This is a genomic window from Senegalimassilia faecalis, assembly GCF_004135645.1.
Taxonomy (GTDB): domain Bacteria; phylum Actinomycetota; class Coriobacteriia; order Coriobacteriales; family Eggerthellaceae; genus Senegalimassilia; species Senegalimassilia faecalis.
The window spans coordinates 1,608,516-1,633,574 of sequence record NZ_SDPW01000001.1 but is presented as its reverse complement, the minus strand read 5'-3'; the positions used below and the strand labels follow the sequence as shown (position 1 = coordinate 1,633,574).

At 65.0% G+C, this 25,059-nt stretch carries 25 protein-coding genes and 1 pseudogene; 2 read left to right on the top strand and 24 right to left on the bottom strand.

Features of this window, described 5'->3' with window-relative positions; all coding sequences use genetic code 11:
- Positions 1-79 precede the first annotated feature (79 nt).
- The 19 genes and pseudogenes from trmD to ET524_RS06825 all read right to left on the bottom strand — a co-directional run bounded on the left by trmD (position 80) and on the right by ET524_RS06825 (position 19,185).
- Entirely contained in the window at positions 80-814 is a 735-nt protein-coding gene (trmD, locus tag ET524_RS06915; protein WP_129424402.1) for a tRNA (guanosine(37)-N1)-methyltransferase TrmD, read from the bottom strand.
- A gap of 24 nt (positions 815-838) precedes the next feature.
- Positions 839-1,252: a ribosome maturation factor RimM gene (locus tag ET524_RS06910; RefSeq protein WP_201738711.1), complete on the bottom strand. Its 414-nt coding sequence runs from the start codon at positions 1,250-1,252 to the stop codon at positions 839-841.
- 104 nt (positions 1,253-1,356) lie between these two features.
- On the bottom strand, positions 1,357-1,611 hold the full coding sequence (locus ET524_RS06905) for a KH domain-containing protein (protein ID WP_129424398.1): 255 nt from the start codon (positions 1,609-1,611) through the stop codon (positions 1,357-1,359).
- Positions 1,612-1,619: 8 nt separating this feature from the next.
- A pseudogene (gene rpsP / locus ET524_RS06900) lies at positions 1,620-1,859 on the bottom strand (30S ribosomal protein S16); the annotation flags it as partial.
- 216 nt (positions 1,860-2,075) lie between these two features.
- A complete protein-coding gene (locus ET524_RS06895; protein ID WP_129424394.1) occupies positions 2,076-2,582 on the bottom strand; it encodes a GNAT family N-acetyltransferase in 507 nt (168 codons plus the stop codon).
- Between the two features lie 253 nt (positions 2,583-2,835).
- Positions 2,836-4,254, bottom strand: a complete 1,419-nt coding sequence (ffh, locus tag ET524_RS06890) for a signal recognition particle protein (protein ID WP_129424392.1) — start codon at positions 4,252-4,254, stop codon at positions 2,836-2,838.
- Positions 4,255-4,538: 284 nt separating this feature from the next.
- Positions 4,539-5,540 (bottom strand): MBL fold metallo-hydrolase, encoded by a 1,002-nt coding sequence (locus ET524_RS06885; protein ID WP_129424390.1) that lies wholly within the window; start codon positions 5,538-5,540, stop codon positions 4,539-4,541.
- Position 5,541: 1 nt separating this feature from the next.
- Positions 5,542-6,468, bottom strand: a complete 927-nt coding sequence (ftsY, locus tag ET524_RS06880) for a signal recognition particle-docking protein FtsY (protein ID WP_129424388.1) — start codon at positions 6,466-6,468, stop codon at positions 5,542-5,544.
- Positions 6,469-6,705: 237 nt separating this feature from the next.
- Positions 6,706-10,260, bottom strand: a complete 3,555-nt coding sequence (gene smc, locus ET524_RS06875; protein WP_129424386.1) for a chromosome segregation protein SMC — start codon at positions 10,258-10,260, stop codon at positions 6,706-6,708.
- 3 nt (positions 10,261-10,263) lie between these two features.
- Positions 10,264-11,109 (bottom strand): ribonuclease III, encoded by an 846-nt coding sequence (rnc, locus tag ET524_RS06870; RefSeq protein WP_129424384.1) that lies wholly within the window; start codon positions 11,107-11,109, stop codon positions 10,264-10,266.
- A gap of 75 nt (positions 11,110-11,184) precedes the next feature.
- A complete protein-coding gene (plsX, locus tag ET524_RS06865) occupies positions 11,185-12,201 on the bottom strand; it encodes a phosphate acyltransferase PlsX (protein ID WP_129424382.1) in 1,017 nt (338 codons plus the stop codon).
- 117 nt (positions 12,202-12,318) lie between these two features.
- The gene (rpmF, locus tag ET524_RS06860; RefSeq protein ID WP_129424380.1) at positions 12,319-12,498 is read right to left on the bottom strand and encodes a 50S ribosomal protein L32; all 180 of its coding nucleotides are present in this window, start codon (positions 12,496-12,498) and stop codon (positions 12,319-12,321) included.
- A gap of 151 nt (positions 12,499-12,649) precedes the next feature.
- On the bottom strand, positions 12,650-13,210 hold the full coding sequence (locus ET524_RS06855; RefSeq protein WP_129424378.1) for a YceD family protein: 561 nt from the start codon (positions 13,208-13,210) through the stop codon (positions 12,650-12,652).
- Positions 13,210-13,686: an ATP synthase subunit B family protein gene (locus ET524_RS06850; protein ID WP_129424376.1), complete on the bottom strand. Its 477-nt coding sequence runs from the start codon at positions 13,684-13,686 to the stop codon at positions 13,210-13,212. Before ET524_RS06850 ends, ET524_RS06855 begins: the two co-directional genes overlap by 1 nt.
- 155 nt (positions 13,687-13,841) lie before the next feature.
- Positions 13,842-14,324: a pantetheine-phosphate adenylyltransferase gene (gene coaD, locus ET524_RS06845; RefSeq protein ID WP_129424374.1), complete on the bottom strand. Its 483-nt coding sequence runs from the start codon at positions 14,322-14,324 to the stop codon at positions 13,842-13,844.
- 33 nt (positions 14,325-14,357) lie between these two features.
- Complete coding sequence (rsmD, locus tag ET524_RS06840) at positions 14,358-14,945, bottom strand: 16S rRNA (guanine(966)-N(2))-methyltransferase RsmD (RefSeq protein ID WP_129424372.1); 588 nt, start codon at positions 14,943-14,945, stop codon at positions 14,358-14,360.
- A gap of 9 nt (positions 14,946-14,954) precedes the next feature.
- Positions 14,955-17,135 (bottom strand): ATP-dependent DNA helicase RecG, encoded by a 2,181-nt coding sequence (gene recG, locus ET524_RS06835; RefSeq protein WP_129424370.1) that lies wholly within the window; start codon positions 17,133-17,135, stop codon positions 14,955-14,957.
- A 9-nt stretch (positions 17,136-17,144) separates the two neighbouring features.
- Complete coding sequence (locus tag ET524_RS06830) at positions 17,145-18,776, bottom strand: DAK2 domain-containing protein (RefSeq protein WP_129424368.1); 1,632 nt, start codon at positions 18,774-18,776, stop codon at positions 17,145-17,147.
- Positions 18,777-18,837: 61 nt separating this feature from the next.
- Complete coding sequence (locus tag ET524_RS06825) at positions 18,838-19,185, bottom strand: Asp23/Gls24 family envelope stress response protein (protein WP_129424366.1); 348 nt, start codon at positions 19,183-19,185, stop codon at positions 18,838-18,840.
- A gap of 225 nt (positions 19,186-19,410) precedes the next feature.
- Here ET524_RS06825 and rpmB point away from each other — a divergent pair, with 225 nt between their 5' ends.
- A complete protein-coding gene (rpmB, locus tag ET524_RS06820) occupies positions 19,411-19,602 on the top strand; it encodes a 50S ribosomal protein L28 (protein ID WP_129424364.1) in 192 nt (63 codons plus the stop codon).
- A gap of 146 nt (positions 19,603-19,748) precedes the next feature.
- On the opposite strand, the gene ET524_RS06815 is transcribed toward rpmB, so the two are convergent.
- The 5 genes from ET524_RS06815 to rpe form a co-directional block, all read right to left on the bottom strand.
- Complete coding sequence (locus tag ET524_RS06815; protein ID WP_129424362.1) at positions 19,749-20,474, bottom strand: zinc ribbon domain-containing protein; 726 nt, start codon at positions 20,472-20,474, stop codon at positions 19,749-19,751.
- Between the two features lie 59 nt (positions 20,475-20,533).
- A complete protein-coding gene (locus ET524_RS06810) occupies positions 20,534-21,493 on the bottom strand; it encodes a Nif3-like dinuclear metal center hexameric protein (protein ID WP_201738710.1) in 960 nt (319 codons plus the stop codon).
- 77 nt (positions 21,494-21,570) lie between these two features.
- Positions 21,571-22,383 (bottom strand): histidinol-phosphatase HisJ family protein, encoded by an 813-nt coding sequence (locus ET524_RS06805; RefSeq protein ID WP_129424360.1) that lies wholly within the window; start codon positions 22,381-22,383, stop codon positions 21,571-21,573.
- 106 nt (positions 22,384-22,489) lie between these two features.
- Positions 22,490-23,698: a cysteine desulfurase family protein gene (locus ET524_RS06800; protein ID WP_201738709.1), complete on the bottom strand. Its 1,209-nt coding sequence runs from the start codon at positions 23,696-23,698 to the stop codon at positions 22,490-22,492.
- A gap of 7 nt (positions 23,699-23,705) precedes the next feature.
- Positions 23,706-24,410 (bottom strand): ribulose-phosphate 3-epimerase, encoded by a 705-nt coding sequence (rpe, locus tag ET524_RS06795; protein ID WP_129424358.1) that lies wholly within the window; start codon positions 24,408-24,410, stop codon positions 23,706-23,708.
- 120 nt (positions 24,411-24,530) lie between these two features.
- Between rpe and ET524_RS06790 the strand changes: the two genes are divergently transcribed.
- Positions 24,531-25,001, top strand: a complete 471-nt coding sequence (locus ET524_RS06790; protein WP_129424356.1) for a methylated-DNA--[protein]-cysteine S-methyltransferase — start codon at positions 24,531-24,533, stop codon at positions 24,999-25,001.
- Positions 25,002-25,059 lie beyond the last annotated feature (58 nt).

Below are 25,059 nucleotides of genomic sequence, written 5' to 3'. Positions count from 1 at the left end.
GTACTGCATTTCCTTTCGATGGACCGCACGCAGGCGGAGTGCCCCGCGTGCGCTAGCTGCCTATGATACCGCTGGGGGCCTAGCGTCCATCGGCGGTTGATAAAGTCTGCAGAAATGCGCGGTCAGCGTCGGTAAGCGCCACGCCCTCAAGCAGGTCGGGGCGCAGCCGCCACGTGCGCTCCAAGCTTTGCTGACGGCGCCACACGTCCACGGCGCCGTGGTTGCCCGACAGCAGCACCGGCGGCACCTCCATGCTGTTGAAGTTCGCCGGGCGCGTATACTGCGGGTATTCCAGCAGGCCGTCGGCGAAGCTTTCGCCGAGCGCGCCCGTTTCGGCGCCCAGCACGCCCGGAAGCTTGCGCACCACCGCGTCGATGACCACCATGCTGGCAAGCTCGCCGCTGGTAAGCACGTAATCGCCCAGCGAGATAACCTGGTCGGCCAGCGTGTAGGCGCGCTCGTCGATGCCCTCGTAGTGGCCGCAGATGAACAGCAGGTGATCTTGCTTGGCCAGCTCACAGGCGGCGGCGTCGTCGAAGCGACGGCCTTGCGGAGCTAGGAAGATGGTGTAGGGCTTGCTTGCGCGGCTGCAGATGTCTTCGTAGGCTTCGAAGATGGGGGCGCATTTCATGACAAGGCCGTCGCCGCCGCCGTAGGGTTCGTCGTCGGTGGTGCGATGGCGGTCGTGCGTCCAATCGCGCAGGTCATGGGCGTGAAATTCCAGGATGCCCTTCTCTTGGGCAATACGCATCATGGACGCGCCCATGACGGAAGCGTACATATCGGGAAACGTCGAAAGCGTTTCGATGATCATGAGGCTCCCTTCTTGGCGGGGCGGTTACAGGTCAAGCAGGCCATCGGGCAGGTTCACGAAGATGCACCGATCCGCTTCGTCCACCCCTTCAAGGAACTCGTCGACTACCGGAATAAGCACCGTTTTGCCGGAACCTTCGCGCGCTACCTCGAGCAGGTGCTGCCCGGGCATTTCGTTGATGGAGACGGCCGTGCCGATCAGGCCGCATTTCGCGTCGATGACGTCGAACCCCTCGATGCCGCCCTCTTCAAGCTCAAGCACGCCTTCGGGCAGGTCGGCGCGACGCACAAGCACCGAGCAGCCCATCAGCGCGTCGGCGGTGTTCGCATCGGTGACGGTGTCGAAGAACACAACGACGCCCTTCGCATCGTCGCGCATATCGCATATGGTGCCTTCGCGCGGCACATCGATGACCGGCGGCACGAAAGCGCAGTGCATGCCCTCTTCAAGCAAGAAGGGAAGACCCGCCACGCTACGCGCGACGAGCCCTCCCTTGACATGCTTAGCTTTCGTGAATTCGGCTACGCGGACCCAAGCGCCCATTAATCGAGCAGCTCCACGTCAACGTGCGTGTTCGTGCTGGAAGCCGCCGCGCGCGCAAGCGTGCGGATGGCCTTGATCACGCGACCCTGGCGGCCGATGACCTTGCCGGCGTCTTCCTCGTTCACGCGAACTTCCACGAAGATGGAACCATCTTCGGTTTCACGCGCATCGATGACCAAGTCGTCCTCATGATCGATGAGCGGACGAATGACGGACTGAACCAGCCCGGCGATATCCTCGGTCTGAGTTGCCATGATGCTTACGCCTGCTCGCGGCACTTCTTGATGAGCGCAGCGACGGTGTCGGTGGGCTGAGCGCCGTTAGCCAGCCACTGATCGCACTTCTCCAGGTCGATCTTGATCATAGCGGGCTCGGTCAGCGGGTTGTAACGGCCGATGTCGTCGATGAACTTGCCGTCGCGCGGGCAGCGAGAATCAGCAACAACGATACGGTAGTACGGACGCTTCTTGGCGCCGTGACGAGCCAGGCGAATCTTAACCATGAAGAGTAACTCCTTCTTGCTTCTTCTAAAAAATGAACCTTATTGCCAGCCCGCTAAAAGCGCGCAGCAAAACAGCAGTTGTTTATGATAAGGCGAAAGCGGCAATCTGACAAGCCTTCGCTTTCGTTATCACCAGGTGTTCACGAATAAAGCGAACCGCGCCGCATGCATCCGCGCCCGCGGCGCGCACGGCCGCACCCGGCGGCGCCGTCAGCCTCAGCAGGGCTGCGAGGCGTCAAGCGTGTCGATGTAGTAGATGAAGATGTCCTCGTAGCCGCCCAGGCCGTTGATGAAACCGCCCGGGATCTTGCCCACCTTCGTGAAGCCGATGGACTCGTAGAGGTGCTGCGCGCTAACGTTTGAGGCCACCACCGCGTTGAACTGCAGGCCGCGGAAACCCTTCTTGCCGCACGTTTCGATGCAGTTCTCCACCAGCTTGCGGCCAAGGCCAAGCCCGCGAGAGGCGCCGGCCACGGCGAAGCTGGCGTTGGCGATGTGCGCGCAGCGCCCGATGCTGTTCGGGTGCAGGATGTACATGCCGAAGATGATGCCGTTCACCTCGGCCACCATCGTAGCGGTTTGCGCGGAGAAAAACTCGTCGGCGTTTTGCTCTGTCAGCGGTGTGACCTGCGGGAACGCATCGCCCGCTTCCACAACCTCGTTCCAAATGCGCACCATGGCCTTGATGTCGTCGGCCTGATACGGACGAATCTGCAACTCCATAGCTTCCCCTTTCTCCAAGCGCCCATCCCCTACGGACGCTCGTTTGATAACGTCGATGTACAGTCAAAAACCTACCGGCAAACAAAAACGCCGATGTGCAGTCAAAGTCAGCGAGGGCGCCTGTGGTGCGTCGCATGGGCCTGAAACAAGCGAGCATAGGCCTTTGGGCCATGCTCGCGCAGTTGAAGGTCCAGGCGGCGTGCCGCAGGCGGCCGTAGCGTCGAGCGGTTCCGTTTGCCGTAGGCAAGCGGAACTACTTAACATCCCCCATCATGTCTTGAATCTTCTTCAGGTCCGACATGCTCATGCCGCCCATGCCTGGGATGCCCATGCGGCGGCGCTTGCCTTTCTTGCCCTTTTTGCCCTTCTTGTTGCCCATGTCCTCTACGGCGGGCATCATCTTCTTCATCATCTTCTTCGTCTCGTTGAACTTCTTCATGAGCTGGTTCACTTCCGAGACGTGCACGCCGGCGCCGGCGGCGATGCGGGCGCGGCGACTGCCGTTTAAGAGCTCGGGCTTTTCGCGCTCAGCCTTCGTCATGGAGTTGATGATGACCTCCATGCGGTCAAGCGCACCCTCGTCCACCTGGCCTTGGCCGAGTGCCTTCTCGCCGCCGGGCAGAGCCGCGATAAGCTTCGACACGCCGCCCATCTTGCGGATTTGGCGGTTCATGGTGATGAAGTCGTTGAGGTTGAGCTGGCTTTTCATGAGACGCTCGGTCTCGGCCTTCTCTTCCTCTTCCTGCTGCACCTTCACGGCGGACTCGATGAGCGAGAGCATATCGCCCATGCCTAGGATGCGGCGCGCCATGCGATCGGGGTGGAATTCTTCCAGCGAGTCGGGCTTTTCGCCGGCGCTGATGAACTTGATGGGCTTGCCCGTGACCTCGCGGATGGAAAGCGCGCCGCCGCCGCGGGCGTCGCCGTCCATCTTCGACATGATGACGCCGTCGAAATCGACGCGCTCGGCGAAGGCGGCCGCCACGTTCACGACGTCTTGGCCGGTCATGGCGTCGACGACCATGAGGATTTGGTCGGGCTTGACGGCGCGCTTGATAGCCTGGGCCTCTTCCATCATCTGCTCGTCGACGTGCAAACGGCCCGCCGTGTCCACGATGACCACGTCGCGCAGGTTCGCGATGGCGTCCTTGATGCCGCCCTCGGCGATGGCCACCGGGTCTTTGCCGTCGCCGCGGAACACGCGCACGCCGATTTCGTTGCCGAGCGTTTCCAGCTGGTCGGCGGCGGCGGGGCGGTACACGTCGCACGCGGCCAGAAGCGGGCTGTGGCCTTCGGCTTTCAGGCGGTAGGCCAGCTTGGCGGCCGCCGTGGTTTTGCCCGAGCCTTGCAGGCCCACGAGCATGATGACGTTCGGGATGCGGCTTGACAGCACCAGCTTGCTGTCCGTGCGGCCAAGCAGCTCCGTGAGCTCGTCGGTGACGATTTTGATGACGTTTTGCGTCGGGGACAGGGAGTCGAGCACCTCGGCGTCAAGGCAGCGCTCCTTCGTGCGCGCCACGAACTGCTTGACCACCTTGAAGTTGACGTCGGCTTCCAGCATGGCCATGCGCACCTCGCGCATGGCGGAGTTGATGTCGTCCTCGGTCAGGCGGCCCTTGCCGCGCAGGCCGGAGAAGATGCCTTGCAGGCGATCTGATAGGTTATCGAACATGAAGCGCCTCTTCTTGCGTGTCACGTGGGTTTTCGGTTTTGCAATCTTTTGAATTATAGCGGACAAGGCCGCCGGCAGCGGGCCGGCGGGAAAAACAGCGAAGCGAGCCCATAAGGACCCGCTTCGGGATGGGTGTTTGTGAGCGCGGAGAACGAACGGCAGACACCAGGGGGTGACGGAACGTCAAAAGCGCGTGCCCCGCCCTGACCTTGCTAGCCGCCGCCTCTTCCCCACTGTCGCCCGCCTTCAGCCCGCCATATCACCTGCGGCGCGTCCGCCGCCGGCTATTGCACGGATTCGTAGAGCAGCACGCCGTCGCCGTAGTCCTTCGCGGCGATGCGATCCGTGGCCACCAGGTGGTTCAGGTACACGATGCCCTGCGTGAGGATGCACCAGCGCTGCATGATGGGGATATCGTCCCATTCGTCGAACGGCACGTTCCACTTCAGCGTGCGGATGATCTTGTAGCCGGTTAGGTGCGGGATGCGCGCGATGATGCCTTCGGCTTCAGCAAGGCGCGCTTCGTGGTGCTCCACCAGCCACGTGAAGCGTTCCTCGAAGCCATCGCGGATGGGGCCGTGCGAATGGTACAGCTGGCTGATGCCGAGGTTTTGCACCTTCTGCATGCTGTCGAAGTACGTTTGCAGGCCGTCTTGACCATCGGCGAACAGCGCGATGGAGGGGCTGATGACGAACAGCGCGTGGTCGCCGCCGAACAAAATGCGGCTTTCCGGATGGACCAGCGACAAGTGACCAGGCGTGTGACCAGGCGTTTCGACAACCTTAAACTCCCAGCGGCCCACCGTTACCGTATCGCCGTCGTGCAGCAGAAGCGTGCGCAGGCGCGCGGGGTCGAACATCTGCACCTCGATGCCTAAGCGCGCGGCCACCGACAGGCTTGCCAGCGGCACGCCCTGGCGGCGGTACAGGCGGCGCAGCGTTTCCAGGAACATGCCCGTGCGGCTTGCGCGCACCGCGGCAACCTCGTTGGCGCCGATCAGCAGAAAGCCGCCGTCAGGCACCACCTGGTCCACCAGGCCTGCGTGGTCCATATGCAAATGCGTGAGAAACCACTTCGCGCGGTCGCGGTCGACGGCCAGCTCATCGAGCGCGGCCGACAGCACGGCGGCGCCTTCATCGGTAGGCGCGCCCGTGTCCACTACCAGCGCATCGTCGCCGTCTTTGACTACGTAGCAGTTCGTGGCCGACGTGGAGATGTTCTCGAAGGGAACCTCGATCTTGTATACGTCGGGGCTTTGGTGAACCTGCTCGATGCGGCCGTCCATGCTAGTTCGCCTGGCGTTCGTCGAAGGCGCCCACCAGCGCGCGGGCGAAGTCGTGCGCGTCGAAATCGCGCAGGTCGTCAAGGCCCTCGCCCACGCCGATCTTGATGATGGGCAGCTCAAGCTCGTGGCTGACGGCCAGCGCGATGCCGCCCTTCGCCGTGCCATCGAGCTTCGTGACGATAAGCGCGTCCAGGTCCAGCTCGCGGTTGAACTCGCGCGCCTGCTGCAGGCCGTTTTGGCCGGTGGTGGCGTCGATGACGAGCACCGTGTACACGGGCAGCTGCGAGCGCTTGCGCACGACGTTCACCACTTTCGTGAGCTCGCGCATGAGGTCGGCCGACGTGTGCAGGCGCCCGGCCGTGTCGATGAGCACCAGATCGGCGCCTTCGGCCTCGGCGCGCTCGAGCGTGTCGTAGCACACGCTGGCCGGGTCAGCACCGCGCTCGCGCGTGACCATCTCCACGTCGGCGCGGCGCGCCCACACCTCCAGCTGCTCGATGGCCGCGGCGCGGAACGTGTCGGCGCTGCCCAAGATGACCTTGCGGCCCGCGTCGTGCGCTTCCTTGGAAAGCTTGCCCACCGTGGTGGTTTTACCCGTGCCGTTGATGCCGACGAACAGCACGCACGCCGGATCGCCGCCCAAGATTTCCTGCCCGCCTTCGGTGAACGTTTCGGCAATCTGGTCGTTGAGCATGTCGAGCACGGCGTAGGCGTCGGGCAACGCCTTGCGCGTTGCCTGCTCGCGCAGGCGCTCGACGATGTCGCACGCCGCCGCGCCGCCGATGTCGGCCAGGATAAGCGTTTCTTCCAGACCGTCCCAGAATTCCTCGTCAAGATCGGGCCCGCGGTCAAGCAGGACGTTCATCTCTTCTTTGAACTTGTCGCGCGAGCGCTGCAAGCCTTGGCTGATGCGGTCGAAAAATCCCATGGTGGTTCCTTTGCTGTGACGATCCCTTAACCGAGAAGCGGCTGCGCCGGGCGCTCACCTTTCGCCCGCGTGGCCACTTGCGGGCGCGCGCCCGCATTTGTTTCGCAACAAAGTATAACCCGTTGACGCAATAAGCGCACGAGCAGGGAAAACGCACACGAATTTATCGAGCACCGCTAACAGGCGCTTTACGCTTGCGGCCTTGAAGCAGCGAAAGCCCCGCTGCGGGGGCTTTCGCTATTCGGCGTATTGCAGGGCTCGGTCGAGTTTTTGGCTGATGACTTTCGTGACGCCGTCTTTTTGCATGGACACGCCGAACAGCACGTCGGACATCTCCATGGTGCGGCGCTGGTGCGTGATCATGATGAGCTGCGTGTCGCTACGGATAGACTGCAGATAAGCCGTCAGGCGCCGCAGGTTGCTGTCGTCAAGGGCCGCCTCCACCTCGTCGAGGATGTAGAACGGCGCGCTGCGGATGCGGTACACCGCGAACAGCAGCGCCAGCGCCGTGAGCGACTTCTCGCCGCCGGACATGAGCATCATCTTCGTGATGCGCTTGCCCGCCGGCTGCGCGTTCACCTCCACGCCCGTGTTCTCCACGTCGTCGGGGTCGGTGAGGATGAGCTCGGCCGAACCTCCGGGGAACAACGTGGCGAAGATGCTGCGGAAGTTATCGTTGACCTGCTCGAACGTAGTGACGAAGTCGTCTTTCATGCGCGCATCGATCACGCGCACGATCTTCGCCAGGCTGCGGCGCGCGCCGTCAAGGTCGGCAAGCTGCGCGGCCAGATAGTCGTAGCGGGCGCGCACCTCGTCGTATTCGGCAGCGGCATCGGGGTTGATGGCGCCCATGTTCGCGATGCGGCGCTTCAGCTTGAACGCGGCGTCCTCGGCCTGCCCGCGATCCTCGAGCGGGTCAAGCTCAAGCGCGTGGTCAAGCGGCACGCCCATGTCCTGCACGATGGTGTTCACGGCGGCGTCGACCTGCACCTCAAGGCGGCCTTTCTCCACGCGCGCGGCCGACAGCTGCGCGTTCACGCCGTCATAAGCCTCGTGCGCGGCCTTGGCGGCCGCGCGCGCGGCGTTGACCTGGGTATGCAGGCCCGACGACGAATCCTGCGCCGCCTGCGCCTGCTCTTCGAGTGCGCGCGTGCGACGACGGGCCGATGCCGACAGCTCGTCGATGAGCGTCAGCAATGGCGCGATGCGCTGGCGCGCCACGATCTTGCGCGCTAGCTGGCGACGCTGGTCGGCCTCGGCGGCGTCGACCGATTCCACGTCGCGCGTGCGCGCCGACACGATGCGCGACGTGTACGTGTCGCGCTCGCGCAGCGTGGCCGCGGAAAGCTTCGCTTCCGACAAGCTATCGCGCAGCTGCGCCGCAGCTTTGCGCAGCGGAACCACCTGCTCGTTGAGCTCTTCGGTGCGCGCGGCGCGACGCTCGGCCGCGGCAGCAAGCTCGGCAAGCTGCGTTTCAAGCTTCTCCACCGTGGGGCGCGCCTCGGCAACCGTCTTGTCGGCCTGCTGGCGCTGGCGCTCCACGTCGGCGAACTCGCGGCGGCACGAGCTGAGCGCGTCGGCGGCACGCATGGCCTCCGTTTGGGCGGCCTGCGTGTTGCCGCGCTGCTCGGCAAGCTTCTGCGACAGCTGCAGGCTTTCGGCCTGGGCCTGCCGCAGCGCTTCCTCGGCCGTGCGCTCCGCTTCCTGCGCCTGCGCGTGCGCGACCTTCGCGCCCACCAGCTCCTGACGCGATTCGTCAAGCTGGCGCGCGCGAGCAAGCACGCCCTCGCCGCCGGCGCATGCTGCGCCCACCGTCAGCTTGCCGGAAGGCCACACGATGCAGCCATCGGACGTCACGAAGCGTACGGGCGCCGCGCAGCCCGCGTGCGCGGCAATGGCCGCGTCAAGGTTCTCGCACACCACCACGTCGCCGAGCAACGCCTCGACGGCGGGCGCATCTTCCTGCCCATAGGTAAGCGCATCCACCAGCGCACGCCCACCGCAAGCTGCGACGGCATCGCGGGCGGAAACGGCCGCCTGCATGCCTTGCCGTGGCAGCAGCACCACTTCGCCGGCCTGGCCCGACTCCAACAGCGTGCGCACAAGCTGGCCCGCCTGGTCGGCGCGCTGCACCATCAGCGCCGCAACGTCGGCGCCAAGCAGCGCCTCCACCAGGCCCTCGAAGCCCTCTTGCGCGCGCACGGCGTGCGACAGCGGGTCGAGCACCTGCCCCGACAGCTCGGCGTGCTTCACCAGCCACCCGCGCGCCGGGCCGGCGGCTGCCGACGTGCGTTCCACCTCTTCAAGCGCGGAAATTCGACTTTCAAGCGTTGCCACCTGGCGATGCGCCGCGTCAACCTGGGAACGCGCGGCATCGCGCTGCTTCATGGCGCCGGCCACGCGTGCGCGCGCCGCGGCCTCGGCGGCCTGCACGCCCTCAAGCGCCTCGGCCGCCGCCCGGCGGTTGTCTTCAAGCTTTTGCGCCTGCTCCTCGGCATGCGCTAACGCCAGCTCCAGCTCTTTCGCGCGCCCTTCCACCAGCTTCGCGTGCGCCAAGCCGTTCGCCAGTGCCTCCTGCGTTTGCGTCAACCGACGCCGCGCGTCCTGCTCCTGGCGTTCGTGGTCGCGACGCTGCCGCCCCAAGCGGTCAAGCTCTCCTTCCACGTTGCGGCGCTCGTCGGCATTCTGCTTGCGATCGGCCTCAAGCTGCGCCACCTTGTTCTGCGCAGCCTCCAAGTCGCGGCGCACGGCGGCAAGCTGCGCTTGCGCCTGATCGCGCTCCTCCACGGCCGCCGCGCGCTTGGCGCGCCCCGACTCTAGCGACACGCGCATATCGGCCTCGTAGCTTTGCGCGGCGCGGCGCTTCTCGTGCAGCAGCAACGTAGCGCCATCGAAGCGCTCGACCACCGCCGATGCGCGCTGATAGCGCTTCGACAGGTCGCCCGCCTGCTGCGTTTCGCGGCGAATCTGCTCCTGCAACGCCTCGGCCTCAGATTCTGCCGCCGAAATGGCCTGATGGCGAACCTGCAGGTCGGCCACCAGCTGCTGTTCTTGCGCGCACGCGCTATCCCAGCTGCGGCGCAGCGCGCGCAGATCGTCCACGGCAAGCGCCAAGCTGACGTCGGTCAGCTGCGCGGAAAGCTCCTGGTAGGCGCGCGCCTTCTTCGCCTTGCGCTCAAGCGGGCCCAGCTGGCGCTCAACCTCGCCCACCACGTCGCGCACGCGCGCAAGCGTGGAGTCCATGGCGGCAAGCTTGCGCTCGCTTTTCGCCTTGCGCTGCTTGTGCTTGAGCACGCCGGCTGCTTCCTCGATGAGCGCGCGGCGGTCCTCCGGCTTCGATTGCAGGATGGAATCCAGGCTGCCCTGGCTGATGATGGAATGCGTGCCCGTGCCCAGGCCGGAATCGTGCAGGATGTCCAGCACGTCCATGCGGCGGGCCAGCGACCCGTTGATCAGGTACTCGCTTTCGCCCGTGCGGTACATGCGGCGCGCGATAGACACTTCGTCGAATTCCACGGGCAGCTTGCCGTCGGAATTGTCAAGCACCAGCTCAACCTCGGCAAGACCCGTGGCCTTTCGGGCCGACGAGCCTGCAAAGATGACGTCTTCCATGGAAGCGCCGCGCAGGTGCTTGGCGTTGCGTTCGCCTAGCACCCATAACACGGCGTCGGAGATATTCGATTTACCGGAACCGTTCGGGCCCACGATGGCCGTGATGCCCGGCTCCATGGAAAGGGCGCTTCGGTCGGCGAACGACTTGAAGCCCTTGAGCACCAGCGATTTCAGGTACACGGCTTACCCTTGCTTCAGCTGCTTGTGGCGCTCTTTCTCGTGCTTCTTGCGCGCCTTTTCCTCAGCTTTCGCGGCGGCTTTTTCCGCCTTGGCCTGCTTGGCAGCGGCGGCCTTCTCGGCGCGGGCCGTATCGTCCATGCCCAAACCGAAAAACTCGCCGAGCCGCGCGAGCGTGCTTTTCGCCGCCTGGCTTTCGGCTTCCTTCTTCGTGCGGCCCGTGCCGCGCGCAAGCCCCTGATTGCCGGCGAACACCTGCGCCACGAACGTGCGGTCGTGCGGCGGGCCCTGCGTTTCCACCAGCTTGTACGTGGGCGTGATGCCGTCTTCCTGCAGCTTTTCCTGCAGCGCGCTCTTCGGGTTTTCCGGCTCTAACGCCAGCTCCTCGGACATGCGCGGGATAAGCGTTCGGTAGATGAAATCGCGCGCGACGTCCGTTCCGCCGTCCAAATACAGCGCAGCGACAACGGCCTCGTACACGTTTTCAAGCGCCGAATGCAGGCCGCGCTTGCCCGTGCCCGTTTCGGACGAACCGAACACGATGATGTCGGCAAAGCCCAGGCCAGAGGCCACATCGGACAGGCTTGCGCCCGACACCAACGCCACTTTGATGCGCGTAAGACCGCCTTCGTCAAGTTCATGGAATCGCTCGAACGCGGCGTCGGCCACAATGGCGCCCAACACCGAATCGCCCAAAAACTCCAGGCGCTCGTAGGAATAACGCACCGAACGGCCTTCCGTGGCCGAAGGGTGCGTGATGGCCGACAAGATGAATTGCTTTTCCTTGAACGTGTACCCGAGGATTTCCTCGGCGCGCTCAAGCTTTTCTGATTGTTCAGCAGTTAAGTTCATAAGCCCTCGAACCTAAAACGTTTGCTATCCGTTTGCCCCTCATACGGTAACGCATGCGCGAGGCGCTTCATCATATTATTGGGTAATTGTATCCGAGTCGTTTCCCTTGGCTACCATGTGCTCGATTATTTCAGAAACACCTTGGCGAACAACGCGCGCCGTGGTAAGCACGCCGTTTTTGATAGCCGTGGCGTTCGAGCTGCCGTGACCGACGATGCACGCGCCGCGCACGCCGAGCAAAGGCGCGCCGCCATATGTGTCGGGCGACACGACGTCTTTCAGGCCGCGCAGGCTGTCTTTGACGCACAGCGCGCCGATTTTCGCCTTCGTGGACGACATCATGGCGTCTTTCACAGCGCCGAACAGCACTTTCGCCGCGCCCTCGATGGTTTTCAGGCACACGTTGCCCGTGAAGCCGTCGGTAACCACCACATCGTACGTTGCGGCAAGCACGTCGCGCCCCTCGCAGTTGCCCACGAAGTTCGGCACGCGACGGCGCAGCAGCTGATGGGCGTCTTGGGCGAACTGGCTGCCCTTCGTGTCCTCCTCGCCGATGTTCAAAAGCGCCACGCTAGGCTTTTCGTACCCGAAGATCTTCTGCGCGTACACGCTTCCCATCTGGGCGAACTGCACCAGGTAGTCGGGCTTGCAGTCTGCGTTCGCCCCCACGTCGCACATGATGATGGGACGCACGGGAGACGGCACCACCGTGGCCAGGCACGGGCGCGACACGCCCTTGATGCGGCCCATGACCAGCGTTCCGGCTGCCAGGCACGCGCCGGTGGAGCCGGCGGAGAAAAAGCCTTGCGCGGCGCCCTCTTTCACCAGGCGGCAGCCCACCACCAGCGACGAGTCCTTCTTCTTGCGAACGGCTCGGGCGGGGTGCTCGGCCATGTCGATGACCTGCGTGGTCACCTGCGCGCGGCAACGCTCGTGCGACGCGGCAAACGGCTCGACGACGGCCTTCGGGCCGCACAGCACCACCGAGATATCCGCGTCGGCGGCAAGCGCGGCCGCCACACCTTCAAGCACCACGTCGGGAGCATGGTCGCCGCCCATGGCGTCGACGGCAATGGTCACCTTCTGGCTCATGCAACTTCCTCCTTCAGGGTTACGGGCGCACTACCCGCCTGCCAAACGCAAGAAAGCCTCCCCGGCGCTAGGGCGCAAGAGAGGCTCACTCGAATGCTAAATCACGCTCCGACGGAGTTACTCCGTCTCGATGACCTCGCGGTTCTTGTAGAAACCGCAGTTCGGGCACACGCGATGCGGAAGCTTAGCCTCGCCGCACTGCGGGCAGATGGAACGGGAAGGGGCTGCGATTTTGTCGTTAGCGGAACGACGGGAATGAGTGCGGGCGCGGCCCATTTTTTGCTTAGGTACTGCCATGATCTATCTCCTTGCTTTATGTCGGGCGCGCTGGGCGCTCGCTCGTTCGCTTGGTAAACACGCGAGGTGATATATTACCAAAGTATTTCCGTACCCGCAAGGGTTAGGTTTGCAGCCGCAACCCAAACCATGCAGGTTCCATAATTCCAGGCTATTGCCCGAAATCGATGTCCTTCAGCGCGGCGAAGGGGCTGACGCGACCGTCGGACATGCGCGGCAGGTCGTCGTCGGGCTGCGCCTGGCACGCGCACGGGCCCTCGTTGAGGTTCGCCCCGCACTGCGCGCACAAACCGGCGCAATCCTCGCGGCACAGCGGCACCAGCGGCGCCTCCACCAAAATAGCCGCGACGATAAGCGGCTCAAGGTCTAGCACCTTGTCGGCCCCCAGCACCTCGAACTCGTCGTCTTCCATGTCTTCAGGCGCGGCATCATCGGGGCTGAGCAGGAAATACCCTTCCACTTCCCCGTCAAGTTCCACGTCGAAATCGTCAAGGCAGCGCGCGCACGGCACGCTGGCCAGCGCATGGGCGCGACCCATGACTAGCAGCGCGTCGCCGGTGTTGCTGACCGTGACGTTCCAATCGATGGGCTTCTTGAACCGATACGTGTCGGGGCCGGCCTCAAGCGTGCCCAAGTTCAACTGCCCCGCAAAAGAAGAGCTCTCCGCGGTGACGAAGAGCTCGGGCGGGACCTCGAATTTCACGGCGTCCATTACTGGCGGCCCTGCGCCATGGCGTTGGCGTTCAGACGGTCGCGGCAACGGCGCACGTTGTTCAGCAGCGTGTCGAGGCTTTGCTCGACGTGGCCGAACACCTCGTCGGCGTAATCTTCCGCGCCCGCACGCGTTTGGCGCTCAAGCTCGCGCGCGTCGGCGAGCAGCTGGTCGGCCTGCTGTTGGGAAATGCGCACGATTTCCTGCTCGGAGGCGATGGTCATCGCCTGGCTGCGCGCATCCTCGATCATGCGGTTGGCCTCGGCCTCCGCATCGTCAAGCAGGCTTTGGCGTTCGCGCACGATCTGGCGCGACTGAGAGAATTCGCTGGGGAACGTGTCGCGAATCTCGTCCATGATCTCGAAAGCGGCAGCGATATCGACCTGGCGCAGGTTCGTCTTACCGAACACCGGCTTAGAGTCCTCAAGCAGAATCGAGAGCTCTTCCAAAAGCCCCAAGACTCCTGTTTCGTCCATGATGATCCTTCCACCCAGGCTTGCTGCGTTGAAACTGCGTTTGAGCATGCGGGACTAAAGCCCATGCATGCAGATAATCATAATAGCATGTGAGCGCGCCCGGCGCCCGTGAAGCACAAAGCATGCACACAGGCGCTGGGCAAACGGCATGCACGTTAGCGGTTGCCGTACTTTTCCTTGAGCGCGGCGTTGACGCAGGCGGGCACGAACTGCTCCACGTCGCCGCCCATCTGCGCGATCTCGCGCACGATGGAGCTTGACAGGTACATGTACTGCGGCGGGGACATGATGAACACGGTTTCCAGCTCGGGCGACAGCTGGTAGTTCATGGCCGTCATCTGGAACTCGTATTCGAAGTCGGTGATGGCGCGCAGGCCCTTCACCACCGCCGTGGCCTCCATTTCCTTGGCGAAGTCCACCAGCAGGCCGTCGAACGGCGCCACCTTCACGCACGGCAGGTCGGCCGTGGCCTGCTCGATAAACGCCACGCGCTCCTCAAGCGTGAACAGCGGAGACTTCTTGATGGACGCGGCCGGCGCGACGATGATCTCGTCGAACAGCTGCGATGCGCGGGCAATCACGTCGAAATGACCGCTGGTGATGGGGTCGAACGTCCCCGGAATCAATGCACGCTTCATGGTTGGTGCAACTCCCTCTTTCGTTTCGATGGATCAATCTGCGCAGGCGCTGGCACACAGCACATCTACGGTAGTATCGCCGTACTTCTTGCGCGATGCAAGTTCGAACCCGCATTCGGCGGCTGCGGCGGCAGCTTCGTCGTTGCTGGTAAGCGCGTGCTCGTACACCACCAGCGCGTCGGGCGCCGCCACGCCGCGCTCAACCAGGCCCGCAACCATGCCCAGCACGTCGGCGGCGGCGTAGGCGTAGGGCGGGTCCAAGAAGATGAGGTCGAACGGCGGGCGCGAGAACTGCGGCGCGCGTTCGAGCACGTCGGCACGCGTGACGGTGGCGCGGCGCGGCTCAAGGCCCATCTTCTCCACGTTCTTCTGCAGCACCTTCGCCGCTTCGGGGGCGCGCTCGTAGAACACGGCGCGCGCTGCCCCGCGCGAGAGCGCTTCGAGCCCCAGCGCCCCCGAGCCGGCGAACGCGTCGAGCACCATGGCGTCCTCGAAGCCGCCGCGCGCGCTGAACACCGTGCTCATGACCGATTCGCGCACGCGGTCGGTGGTGGGACGGGTGCCGTCGCCTTTCGGGGCAAGCAGCGTGCGTCCGCGGAATTCGCCCGCGATGATTCTCATGGCAACCTCCTAGTGGGCCGCGGCGCCGGCGGCGTCTGCGGGAAACGTTCGGCGCACCTCAAGGGCAAGCGCCTGGTGGTCAAGATCTGAAAGCGCGGGATCGGCCGCCATGATGGCTGCCGCGTCGGCGTGGGCCGCCTCGATGATGCGCTCGTCGCGCACGACGTTCACCAGCTTCAGCACGCTTGCCCCGCTTTGGCGATTTCCCAGGATATCGCCCTCGCGGCGCAGCGACAAGTCGTATTTCGCCAGTTCGAAGCCGTCGTCGGTGCGCTCCATGGCCGCAAGGCGTGCCAGCGACGCCTCGGATTTCGACGCGGAAAGCAAAAACACCTGCGCGGGCTTTTCGCCGCGCCCCACGCGGCCGCGCAGCTGATGGAGCTGCGCCAAGCCGAAGCGGTCGGCGTCGGCCACGATCATGACGGTGGCGTTGGGCACGTCAACGCCCACCTCGATGACGGTGGTGGCCACGAGCACCTGCGTTTCGTTTGCGCGAAAACGTGCCATGACCTCGTCTTTCTCGGCGGTCTTCATGCGGCCGTGCAGCAGCTCGACGCGCCAGTCGGCGAACACCGTTTCCTGCAGGTAGGCGGCCTCTTTCGTGGCGGCCGTGACGTTGTCGCCCGAGAAATCGCCGTCGGACTCGATGCTGATGGCCGCGTACTCGTAGGCCTCCTCGTCCGTTTCGCGTCGGCGCCCGCCGGCGCGGCTGTCGCGGGCGGCGCCGTCCTGCCCGATGAGCGGGCACACCACGTACACCTGTTCGCCGCGCTCAAGCGCCGCGCGCGCCGCATCGTAGGCCTGCCCCTGGTCGGCCTTCGCCAGCACGTGCGTGGTGCGGCGCGCCGCGTCGTGCGGGCGGCGGTGGATGTAGGACAGCGTCATGTCGCCGAACACGGCCAGCGCCAACGTGCGCGGGATGGGCGTGGCCGTAAGGAACAGCGCGTCGGGCGCGCCGCCTTTCATGAGCAGGGCCGCGCGCTGCTCCACGCCGAAGCGCTGCTGCTCGTCGATGACCGCAAGCGAAAGCTTGTCGAAGCGCACGTCGTCTTCCAAAAGCGCGTGCGTGCCAATGAGCACCTGCAGCTTGCCGGTAAGCGTTTCGCGCACGATGCGCTGGCGTTCTTCGTCGGGCGTGGCACCCGTGAGCAAGCCCCAAGTAACGCCGATCTGGTCGAACCAGGCGCCCAGGCTTTTGGCGTGCTGACGCGCAAGCACCTCGGTGGGCGCCATGAGCGCGGCCTGCGTGCCCGTGTCGGCCACGGCGGCAAGCGCGAAGGCAGCCACGGCCGTTTTGCCCGTGCCCACGTCGCCAAGCAGCATGTGGTTCGCCGCGCACGGGGCTGCCATCTGGGCGAATATGTCGTTGCGTGCGGCAACCTGCTCGTCGGTGAGCGAAAACGGCAGCACGCACTCAAGCGCGGCCGCGCACGGGCCGTCCACCACGTGCGCGGTGGGGGTGGCGCCGGCGCTGCGGTTTTGCGCCTGCTCCATAAGCGCCAGCTCAAGCAGCAGCAGCTCTTCGTACACCAGACGGCGGCGCGCCTGGGCCACCTCGTCCATAGATTGCGGGAAATGGATGCACGAAAGCGCCTGCGTGCGCGACATAAGGCGGTACTTCGCGCGCAGGTCAAGCGGCAGCGGGTCATAGCAGCCGCGTACCATGTCAAGAGCGTTTTCCACGATGCGGCGCATCCACGCGGCCGAGATCTTCTCGCACGCAGGGTGCACAGGGATGATCATGCCCTCGGCCGACTGCCCCGCCTCAAGCGGCTCCAGGTAGGGGTTCACCATGCGCTTGAAGCCGTAGTTGAACTCCACCTTGCCGGCCACGGCAATGGGCATGCCGGGCTTGAGCTGGTCTTTCAGCCACGGCTGGCGAAAGCACGTGACCATTAGCACGCCCGTTTCGTCCACGACGGAAATTTCCACCAGCGTAAGCTGCGGGCGCGGGCGCTTCAGCTTTACCTCGTGGACCTGGCCCTGGATAGTGCACGACCCGCCGATGCGCGCGGTGGCAACCGTTTCGCGCTTCGACAGGTCGACGTAGCGTCGCGGATAGTGCGTGCACAAGTCGCGGACCGTGCGCACGCCTAGCTGCGAAAGCGCCTGCGCGCGAGCCGGGCTGACCAGCTTCACGCGCGAGGCGGGTTTATCTAATGCAAGGGTAGCTGTGAGCCTATCGGCCACCGCGCGCCCCTATTCCACGGAGAAGACGACGGGGTACAACGGCTGGCCACCGCGGTGCGCGTCGATCTCAAGGTCTTCGTAAGCCTGCTCGATGCGCGCCTGCAGAGCCTGGAAGTCCTCGTCGGAGAGGTCTTCGCCGGCAAGTAGCGTGCACGTGTCGCAGTCTTCGGCCTCCATGTGCTCAAGCAGGCCCATAACCACGTCGGACACGCTTGCACCCACGGCGTAGATGGCGCCGTCGGAGATGCCGATGACATCGCCGTCGGCGATGGGGTTGCCGTTGGCGTCCTTCGAGTCCTTGATGGCCGTGGTGACCTCGCCGCACTTGACGTCCTCGAACGCTTCGGTCATGGCCTCGACGTTTTCCTCAAGCGTTGCGTCGGCGTCCACGCCGAACATGGCGGCGAAGGCCTGCGGCACGGACTTCGTGGGAACGACGCCGCACGGCTTTTCGGCCAGCTCGCAGGCGGACTGGGCCGCCATGATGATGTTCTTGTTGTTCGGCAGGAAGATGACCGCGTCGGCATTGACCTTGGCGGCCGCGTCGAGCAGGTCCTTCGTGGACGGGTTCATGGTCTGCCCGCCGGACACCACCACGTCGACGCCCAGCGATTCGAGGATCTTCGCGTTGCCCGCGCCGGCGGCCACGGCCACAAAGCCCAGCGGCTTGTGCTCGGCGGCGGCTTCGGCCTCCAGCTTTTCCGTGCGCTCCTCGGACTGCAGCTTCATGTTGTGGATGAACACTTCCGAAATCTGGCCGCGCTCCAGGAAGTACGCCAGCACCTTGTCGGGCGTGTTGGAGTGCACGTGCACCTTGAACTTCGGGCGCTCGCCCACGCACAGCTCACAGTCGCCCATGGTGGACAGGAAGTACAGGGCCTCGTTCTTGTCGAGCACGTCGGAGTCAACCAGGAACTCGTTGCAGTACGTGTATTCGCTGCCTTCCCAGTCGTTGATCTGCTCGATCTCGACCTTCGGGGCGGCGTCGCGCGCGAATGCCAGCTCGTCGACAAGCGGGCCTTCCTTGCCGGTCAGCGCGGCCACGAAGCTGTCGATGAGGATGGCCAGGCCATAGCCGCCGGAGTCGACCACGCCGTTTTCCTTCAGCACGGGCAGAAGCTCGGGCGTGCGCTGCACGGACGCGTAGGCTTCCTCCACCACGTAGGCCAGCGCGTCGGCCGGCGACATCTTCTTCTTGCGCGCGTGCTTGGCGGCAGCGGCGGAATCTTTCAGCACGGTGAGGATGGTGCCTTCCACCGGCTTGCGCACGGCTTTGAACGCCACGTCCTGCGCCTTGGCAAGCGCGGCCTCGATGGACTCGGCGTTCACGGCGTCGTGGCCGGCCGAACCTTCGCACAGGCCGCGCAGAATCTGCGACGTGATGACGCCGGAGTTGCCGCGGGCGCCCATGAGCGCACCGTTGGTGATGGCCTTGCGGATTTCGGCACCGGAAGCGCCGATGGGCAGCTTGGCCAGGTTCGCAACGACCGACTCAAGCGTCAGCGACATGTTCGTGCCGGTGTCGCCGTCGGGCACGGGAAAGACGTTTAAGCGGTTGACCTCGTCTTTTCGCGCGCTGAGGTTCTTGCTGGCGGCCGCAATGGCGTTCACCAGGTCGTTGCTGGTATAAGTGTCAGACATTGATGGGATTCTCCTTCATGAAGGCTGCGCGGTGGCGCGCCGCCCGTTGTCGGCAAAAGCGCTACTTGCGGACCTTGACGCCCTGCACATGCACTTCCACCCCGTCAAGCGGGACGCGCGCATATTCCTTCAAGACGAACGTGACTTGGTCGACGAGGTTTTGCGACACCGTGTTGATGTTGGTGCCGTACTCGATGACCACGTACAGCGCAACGTGCACGCCGGCGTCGGTGGTGGTGACCACCACGCCGCGGCGCAGGCGCGAGGCGGGCAGGATCTTGGCGATGCCGTCGGCTGCCGAAGGTGCGGCCATGCCGACGACGCCGTAGCACTCAAGCGCGGCGTTGCCGACCATGTCGGCCAGGACATCGTTGGCAACGTGAAGGTTGCCGGGAATGGTATCGTTCATGGCGTTCCTTTCTGGCGCGCGAAAACATGCGGGCTCGAAACTTCTTTCGTGAGTATAGCGCATGCATTTGTGCAGACGGTATGCATGCTGCGCGGCTAAAGCCCATATACACGAAAAATTCTTGTGAGGACGTTGAAGCGTGTGCTATAGTATGAGGGCTTTTGTGCAAGAGCGGCTTTATCAGAAGCCGAATGCATGCAACCTAGGTACATGGAGTGATGAGTAATGTCTAAGATTTGCGAAGTTTGCGGTAAGGGCCCCGTCGCTGGTCGCAGCGTCAGCCATTCCCACCGCGTGACGAACCGCTGGTTCCGTCCCAACATCCAGAAGGTCACCATCAAGGACGCTAAGGGTCATGTCCGCAAGGCCAACGTCTGCACGAAGTGCATGAAGGCCGGCAAGGTCACCCGCGCATAAGCGAAACCTTTTCTGGAATCGAAAAAGCCTGCCCGACGGGGCAGGCTTTTTTGTTGCCTTCGTGCCGTTTTCCTTGTTGTCAGAGGAAACGCTTCCGTAACGAAAACTGGGACAAAGGGACTGTCCCCTTGTCCCAGTTCGGGCGGTTAGTCGGCTTTCAGGACCAGCATGCGGCCGCAGTTCGGGCAGGTGCCTACGTTGCCCTGGGTGCGCATGTCCACGATGCGGCCGTGGTCGATGGGTGTGCGGCAGGCGCCGCAGCGGTCTTCGGACAGAAGCGCGAGCGGCACGCCGCCTGTAGCACCGGACGTGCGCTCGTAGAGTTTCAGCACGTCGGCCGGCACGTCGGCGGCAAGGTCGGCGCGCTGCTTTTGCAGCCCGGCGATATGCTGCTTGAGCTTGCCGCCCTTATCCACGAACACGCTTTTCGCGGCCTGCTCGGATTCGTCGATCTTCGCGAGGATGGCCTTGACCTGGTTGCGCACGGCGTTGATCTTCCCAAGCTCCGCGTCGGCAGCGCGCATGTCCTCCTCAAGCGCTTCGCGGCGCTTCTGGATGCCCGAAAGCTCCTTCGTGCGCGCCTCGACGCTGCGGAAGTCGCCTTTGACCTCGTCAATCTCGGCCTGCACGCGGTGCGCCTTCTCGGCCAGCCCGTCGTCTTCCTCCGTGATGCGGGCAAGCTTCGCCTCCGCCTTTTCGGCCAGCGCCTCAACCTGCTCGGATTTCTGCTCGACGGCGCGGCGGCGCGCCATGGCGTCAAGGATGACCTTGCGCTCGGGCATGTCCTCAAGCTGCTTGTTCGTGCGGATGACCTGCACGTCGAGCTCCTGCATGTGCAGAAGCGTTGCCAAAACGTCCGAATCGATTCTCATGCTGTTCCTTATGATCGGGCGCCTGGCAAGCGCGCATGCCAGGCGCGGTTTGCCTTCTGCTATACGCGTACCGCTTCGGGGTACGCCCAGTTGTCTTGCTGTCCCACCACCATGACCAGCTCGTCGGGCACGCCGGCGTCGCGCACGCTTGCGGCAAGCACGCGGCAAAACGGCAGCTCGGACGTGTCGTGGCCCAGGTCGATGACGGCCATGCCCGCCTGCGACAGGTCAAGCGCGTCGTGGTACTTCACCTCGCCGGCCACCAGCACATCGGCGTGGTTGGCAAGCGCCAGCTTGCCCGTGGGGCCGGCCGAGCCCGTGCACGTGACCACGCGCGAAACGAGGCGGTCGAAATCGCCCCACACGCGCGGGGCGCGGCCGAACACGCTGGTGCAGCGCGCCGCCAGCTGGCCGAGCGTCAGGCGCTCGTCGGCTACCGCGCACAGCTGCCCATAGCCTTTTTCGGCGCAGCCCGCCAGCGGCTCCACCACGCCGCGCAGCGACAGGCCCAGCATGCCGGGCAGCATGCGCTGGGCGCGCGCGGAAACGTCGAGCGCCGTGTGGAAGTTCATAAGCGCCACGCCGCGCTCGATGGCGCGGTACACGCCGGCGCCGGGGTTTTGCGCCACCGATGCCGCGGGCTTGAACGACGTGGGCGGCGCCAAAAACGCCGGGTGGTGCGTGACCAGCACGTTTGCGCCGGCCTCGGCAGCCGCGTCGATGGCCGCCACCGTGGGGTCAAGCGCCACGGCCACGGCGCGCACCTGCGCCGCCGGGTCGCCCACCAGAAGACCCGTGCGGTCCCACTCCTCGGCGTCTGCCGCCGGGTATTCGGCCAGAAGCGCGCGCTCGAGCGCGCCCACCGTCAGGCGAAACGTGTGCGCTGACAACGTGCCAGCCGTCATGCGGGCAAGCGCCTGCTTCTTCTCCTTTTTCGATTCCTTCTTCGGCTCGCTGCCTTCGCCGGAACCTTCGATCTTGATCTTCTTCGAAGCCATGTCCATCACGTACCTTCCCATGAGTTTGCGGCTTCTTCGCCACGGCGCGCGGCCCGCTGCCCCGCGCCGGCCCGCTTCGCGGGCATTGCTTGCACCTACTACTCTAGTACGATTTCGCGGCGATCGCCGGATTTCGTCGGAACCGTCACGCAACGGTACCCTGCGTCGTACATGGCGCGCAGGCCCGGCATGAGGTTGCGCGCCACCACGGCCGGGTCGTGCGCGTCGGTGCCGATGGTGCACGGGATGCCCGCGCGGAAAAACGTGCGCAGCAGGTCAGGCGCAGGGAACAGCTCGGCGCACGCGTACGTGAGGCCCGACGTGTTCACCTCCACCATGCGCCCGCCGGCGACCACGGCTTCGGCGGCCTGGTCGTAGAGCGGCTGCGGGTTGAAGCTGGGGCGGTAGCCGAATTTCTTCACCAGGTCGGGGTGCGCCATGCACGCGAACGGCGCCTCGCGGCAGCTGGCCGCTTCGCACCACACCTCGAAGTAGCGGCGCCACACCGCGTCGACGCCCACGTCGTGCCAGCGCGCCTCCTGCGCCGGGTCGTCGAACGCCCAGCCGTCCAGGTAGTGCACGCTGCCCAGCACGTGGACGAAGTTGCTGAAATCAAGCGCGGAAAAGTCGCGGTCTTCCTGCGCGCCCAGCCAGTCGACCTCGCAGCCGGGCAGAACGTCCATAGCGGGGTGCGCTGCGGCGGCCGCGGCAATGTCGATGAGGTACTGCGGCATGCGCTCCCACGGCATGGAAACCTCGTTTGTAGGATCCATGGCCTCTGACATGGGGTAATGCTCGGTGACGGCAATGGCGGAAATACCGGTTGCCGCCGCGGCGTTCACCAGCTCGGCCACGGTTCCGTGACCGTGGCCCGTGTAGTTCGTGTGCGCGTGCATGGTGACCAGTTCCATGTTCGCTTCCTTTCGGTGTGCTGCCTGCGCGGGCCGGCGGCCGACGCGCGGGCTTTTCGTTGCCCAGATGCAACGGGGCCGCCCTAGCGGCAGCCCCGTATCGTTGTTATTCCCAGTCAAGCACCGGCCCGACCGCCGCGATGAAATTGTCGATGTCGGCTTCGGTGGTGTAGCGGCCCATGGAGATGCGCAGCGCACCGTGCGCCGCGTCGTCGCCGATGCCTATGGCGCGCAGCACGTGGCTTGGCTCGAGCGAGTGCGAGCTGCACGCCGAACCGCCCGATACGCCGAAGCCGCGCATGTCGAAGCGCAGGATGAGCGTTTCGCTTTCAAGCGCGTCCACCAGCACGTGCACGATGTTGGGCAGGTATTCAGTGCTGCCCGGTGCCACGTCCACCGTGGGGTGCACGCCAGGCGTGGTGGCAAGCGCCGCGTACAGCTTGTCGCGCAGCGCGGCCAGGCGCTGCGTTTCTGCGGGTTGGTTGGCCTGCGCGGCTTCGACGGCTGCGGCGAAGCCCGCTGCGCCGGCAACGTTTTGCGTGCCGGAGCGCCTGCCCGCCTCTTGCCCGCCGCCAAGCAGGTACGCATCGAAGGGCGTGCGCGCCTTCACGTACAGCGCGCCGATACCCTTCGGGCCGCCTACCTTGTGCGCGGAAAACGATGCAGCGTCGCAGCCCCAAGCGCGCACGTCAACAGGCGTTTTGCCCAGCGCCTGCGTGGCGTCGGTGTGGAACAGCGCGCCGGCGGCGTGGGCCACCTTCGCCAGCTCGGCTACCGGCTGGATGGACCCGAGCTCGGAGTTGGCGGTCATGACGCTGACAAGCACCGTGTTAGCATCAAGTACGGCCGCAAGCGCTTCGGGCGTGATGAAGCCGGCGCGGTTCGGGGCCACGCGCGTGACGCGGAAGCCCTGCTGCTCCAAGCGCTTGGCGGGCGCAAGCACGGCGTCATGCTCGATGGCCGAAATCACCACGTGCGGCGTGAAGTCGCCCGCGCCCGCGCGACGGCGAGCGGCCACGGCGGCGTTGGCCAGACCGAACAGCGCGGCGTTGTCGGCCTCGGTGGCGCCGCTGGTCAAGATAAGCTCGTCGGGACGCTGCGCGCCGAGCGCGCGGGCGATGCGGCGGCGGGCGTCCTCAAGCGCCGCGAACGCGGCGCGGCCGGGCACGTGCAGGCTGTTCGCGTTGCCGCCGTAGGCGATGTTGGCGCGGCCGGGCTGCATGTAGGGGGCCATGGCCTGCGCGGCCTCTTCGATAAGCGGCGCCGTTGCGGCGTAGTCAAGGTATACGTAGTTGTCGGGAACCTTCGCCACCATCTGGGCCCTACGCCTCCTTCGCGGCAAGCGCCGCCTTGCGCGCGGCTTCGGCCGCTTGCGTGACCTCGGCGATTGCAGCGGCCGGGTCGGCGGCGCCGCACACGGCCGAGCCGCACACCAGCACGTCGGCGCCGGCAGCTGCCACGAGCGGAGCCGTTTTCACGCCGATGCCGCCGTCCACCTCGATAAGCGGGCTTGCGCCCACCGCGCGCGCCAGCTCCACCACGCGCGCAACCTTGCGCTCAGAGCCTTCAATATAGCTTTGGCCGGAAAAGCCCGGTTCCACGCTCATGACCAGCACCATGTCAAGCTGCGCCATGACGGGGGCCAGCACCTCCACCGGCGTGTGCGGCTTCACCGATGCGGCAGCCTTCACGCCAGCAGAGTGGATCATCTCGACGGCGCGCTCAAGCTGATAGCCCGCGGCGGCCTCGGCGTGCACCGTGACGATGTCGGCGCCGGCGTCCAAAAACCACGGCAGCTGGTCAAGCGGGTTCGAGATCATCAGATGCACGTCAAGCGGCATGTTCGTAATCTTCTTCAGCTGCTTGACCACGGGCACGCCCATGGTCAGGTTCGGCACGAAGTGGCCGTCCATGACGTCGACGTGCACGTATCCCGCGCCGCCCGCCTCGATGACCTTGATGTCGCGCTGCAGGTTCATGAAGTCCGCCGACAGAATGGACGGAGCGATTTTGACCGGCTCGAACACGCCCGGCTCCTTCCCCTTGGGGTTTTCGTCTTCTTGTGCGTATTCTAGCGCACCGCGCCTGGCCCGACGACGCGGCGCGCGGCAGCCGTATAATATCGACAAGCTACCGAAAGAGGCTTGATGCAACAGAGCAGCTCAACGTTCTACACCTATTTCACGCCGGCCGGGCCCATTACCGTTGCCGCGAACGGGCGCGCCATCACGCGCGTTGCCCTTGGCCGCGTGGCGCTTTCGGGCGCGCAGGCACCCAGTGAGCTTACCAACCTAGCCGCCACGCAGATTCAGGAATACCTTGCCCGCAAGCGCACCACGTTCAATCTGCCGTTGGCCGAGGTGGGCACGCCGTTTCAGCAGCAGGTGCGGAAGGCGCTTGCCGATGTGCCGTATGCGCAAACGGTCACTGCTGCCGACTTGGCCAGCCGCATCGGGCATGCCGGCGCGCACCGCGCCGTAGGCGGCGCCGTGCGCGCGAACCCGTTTGCCCTGGTGGTGCCCACGCATCGGCTGGTGCGCGCGAACGGCCAGCCCTGGGGCGAAGGCAAACCCGCCCGCGTGCGCGCCGCCCTTTTGCGCTTCGAGCAGCAAGGGTAAGGTCTTATGAGCGAGAGTTCAGCCCCCGGTCGACAGCGCCGAAAGGGCGCGTCACCAT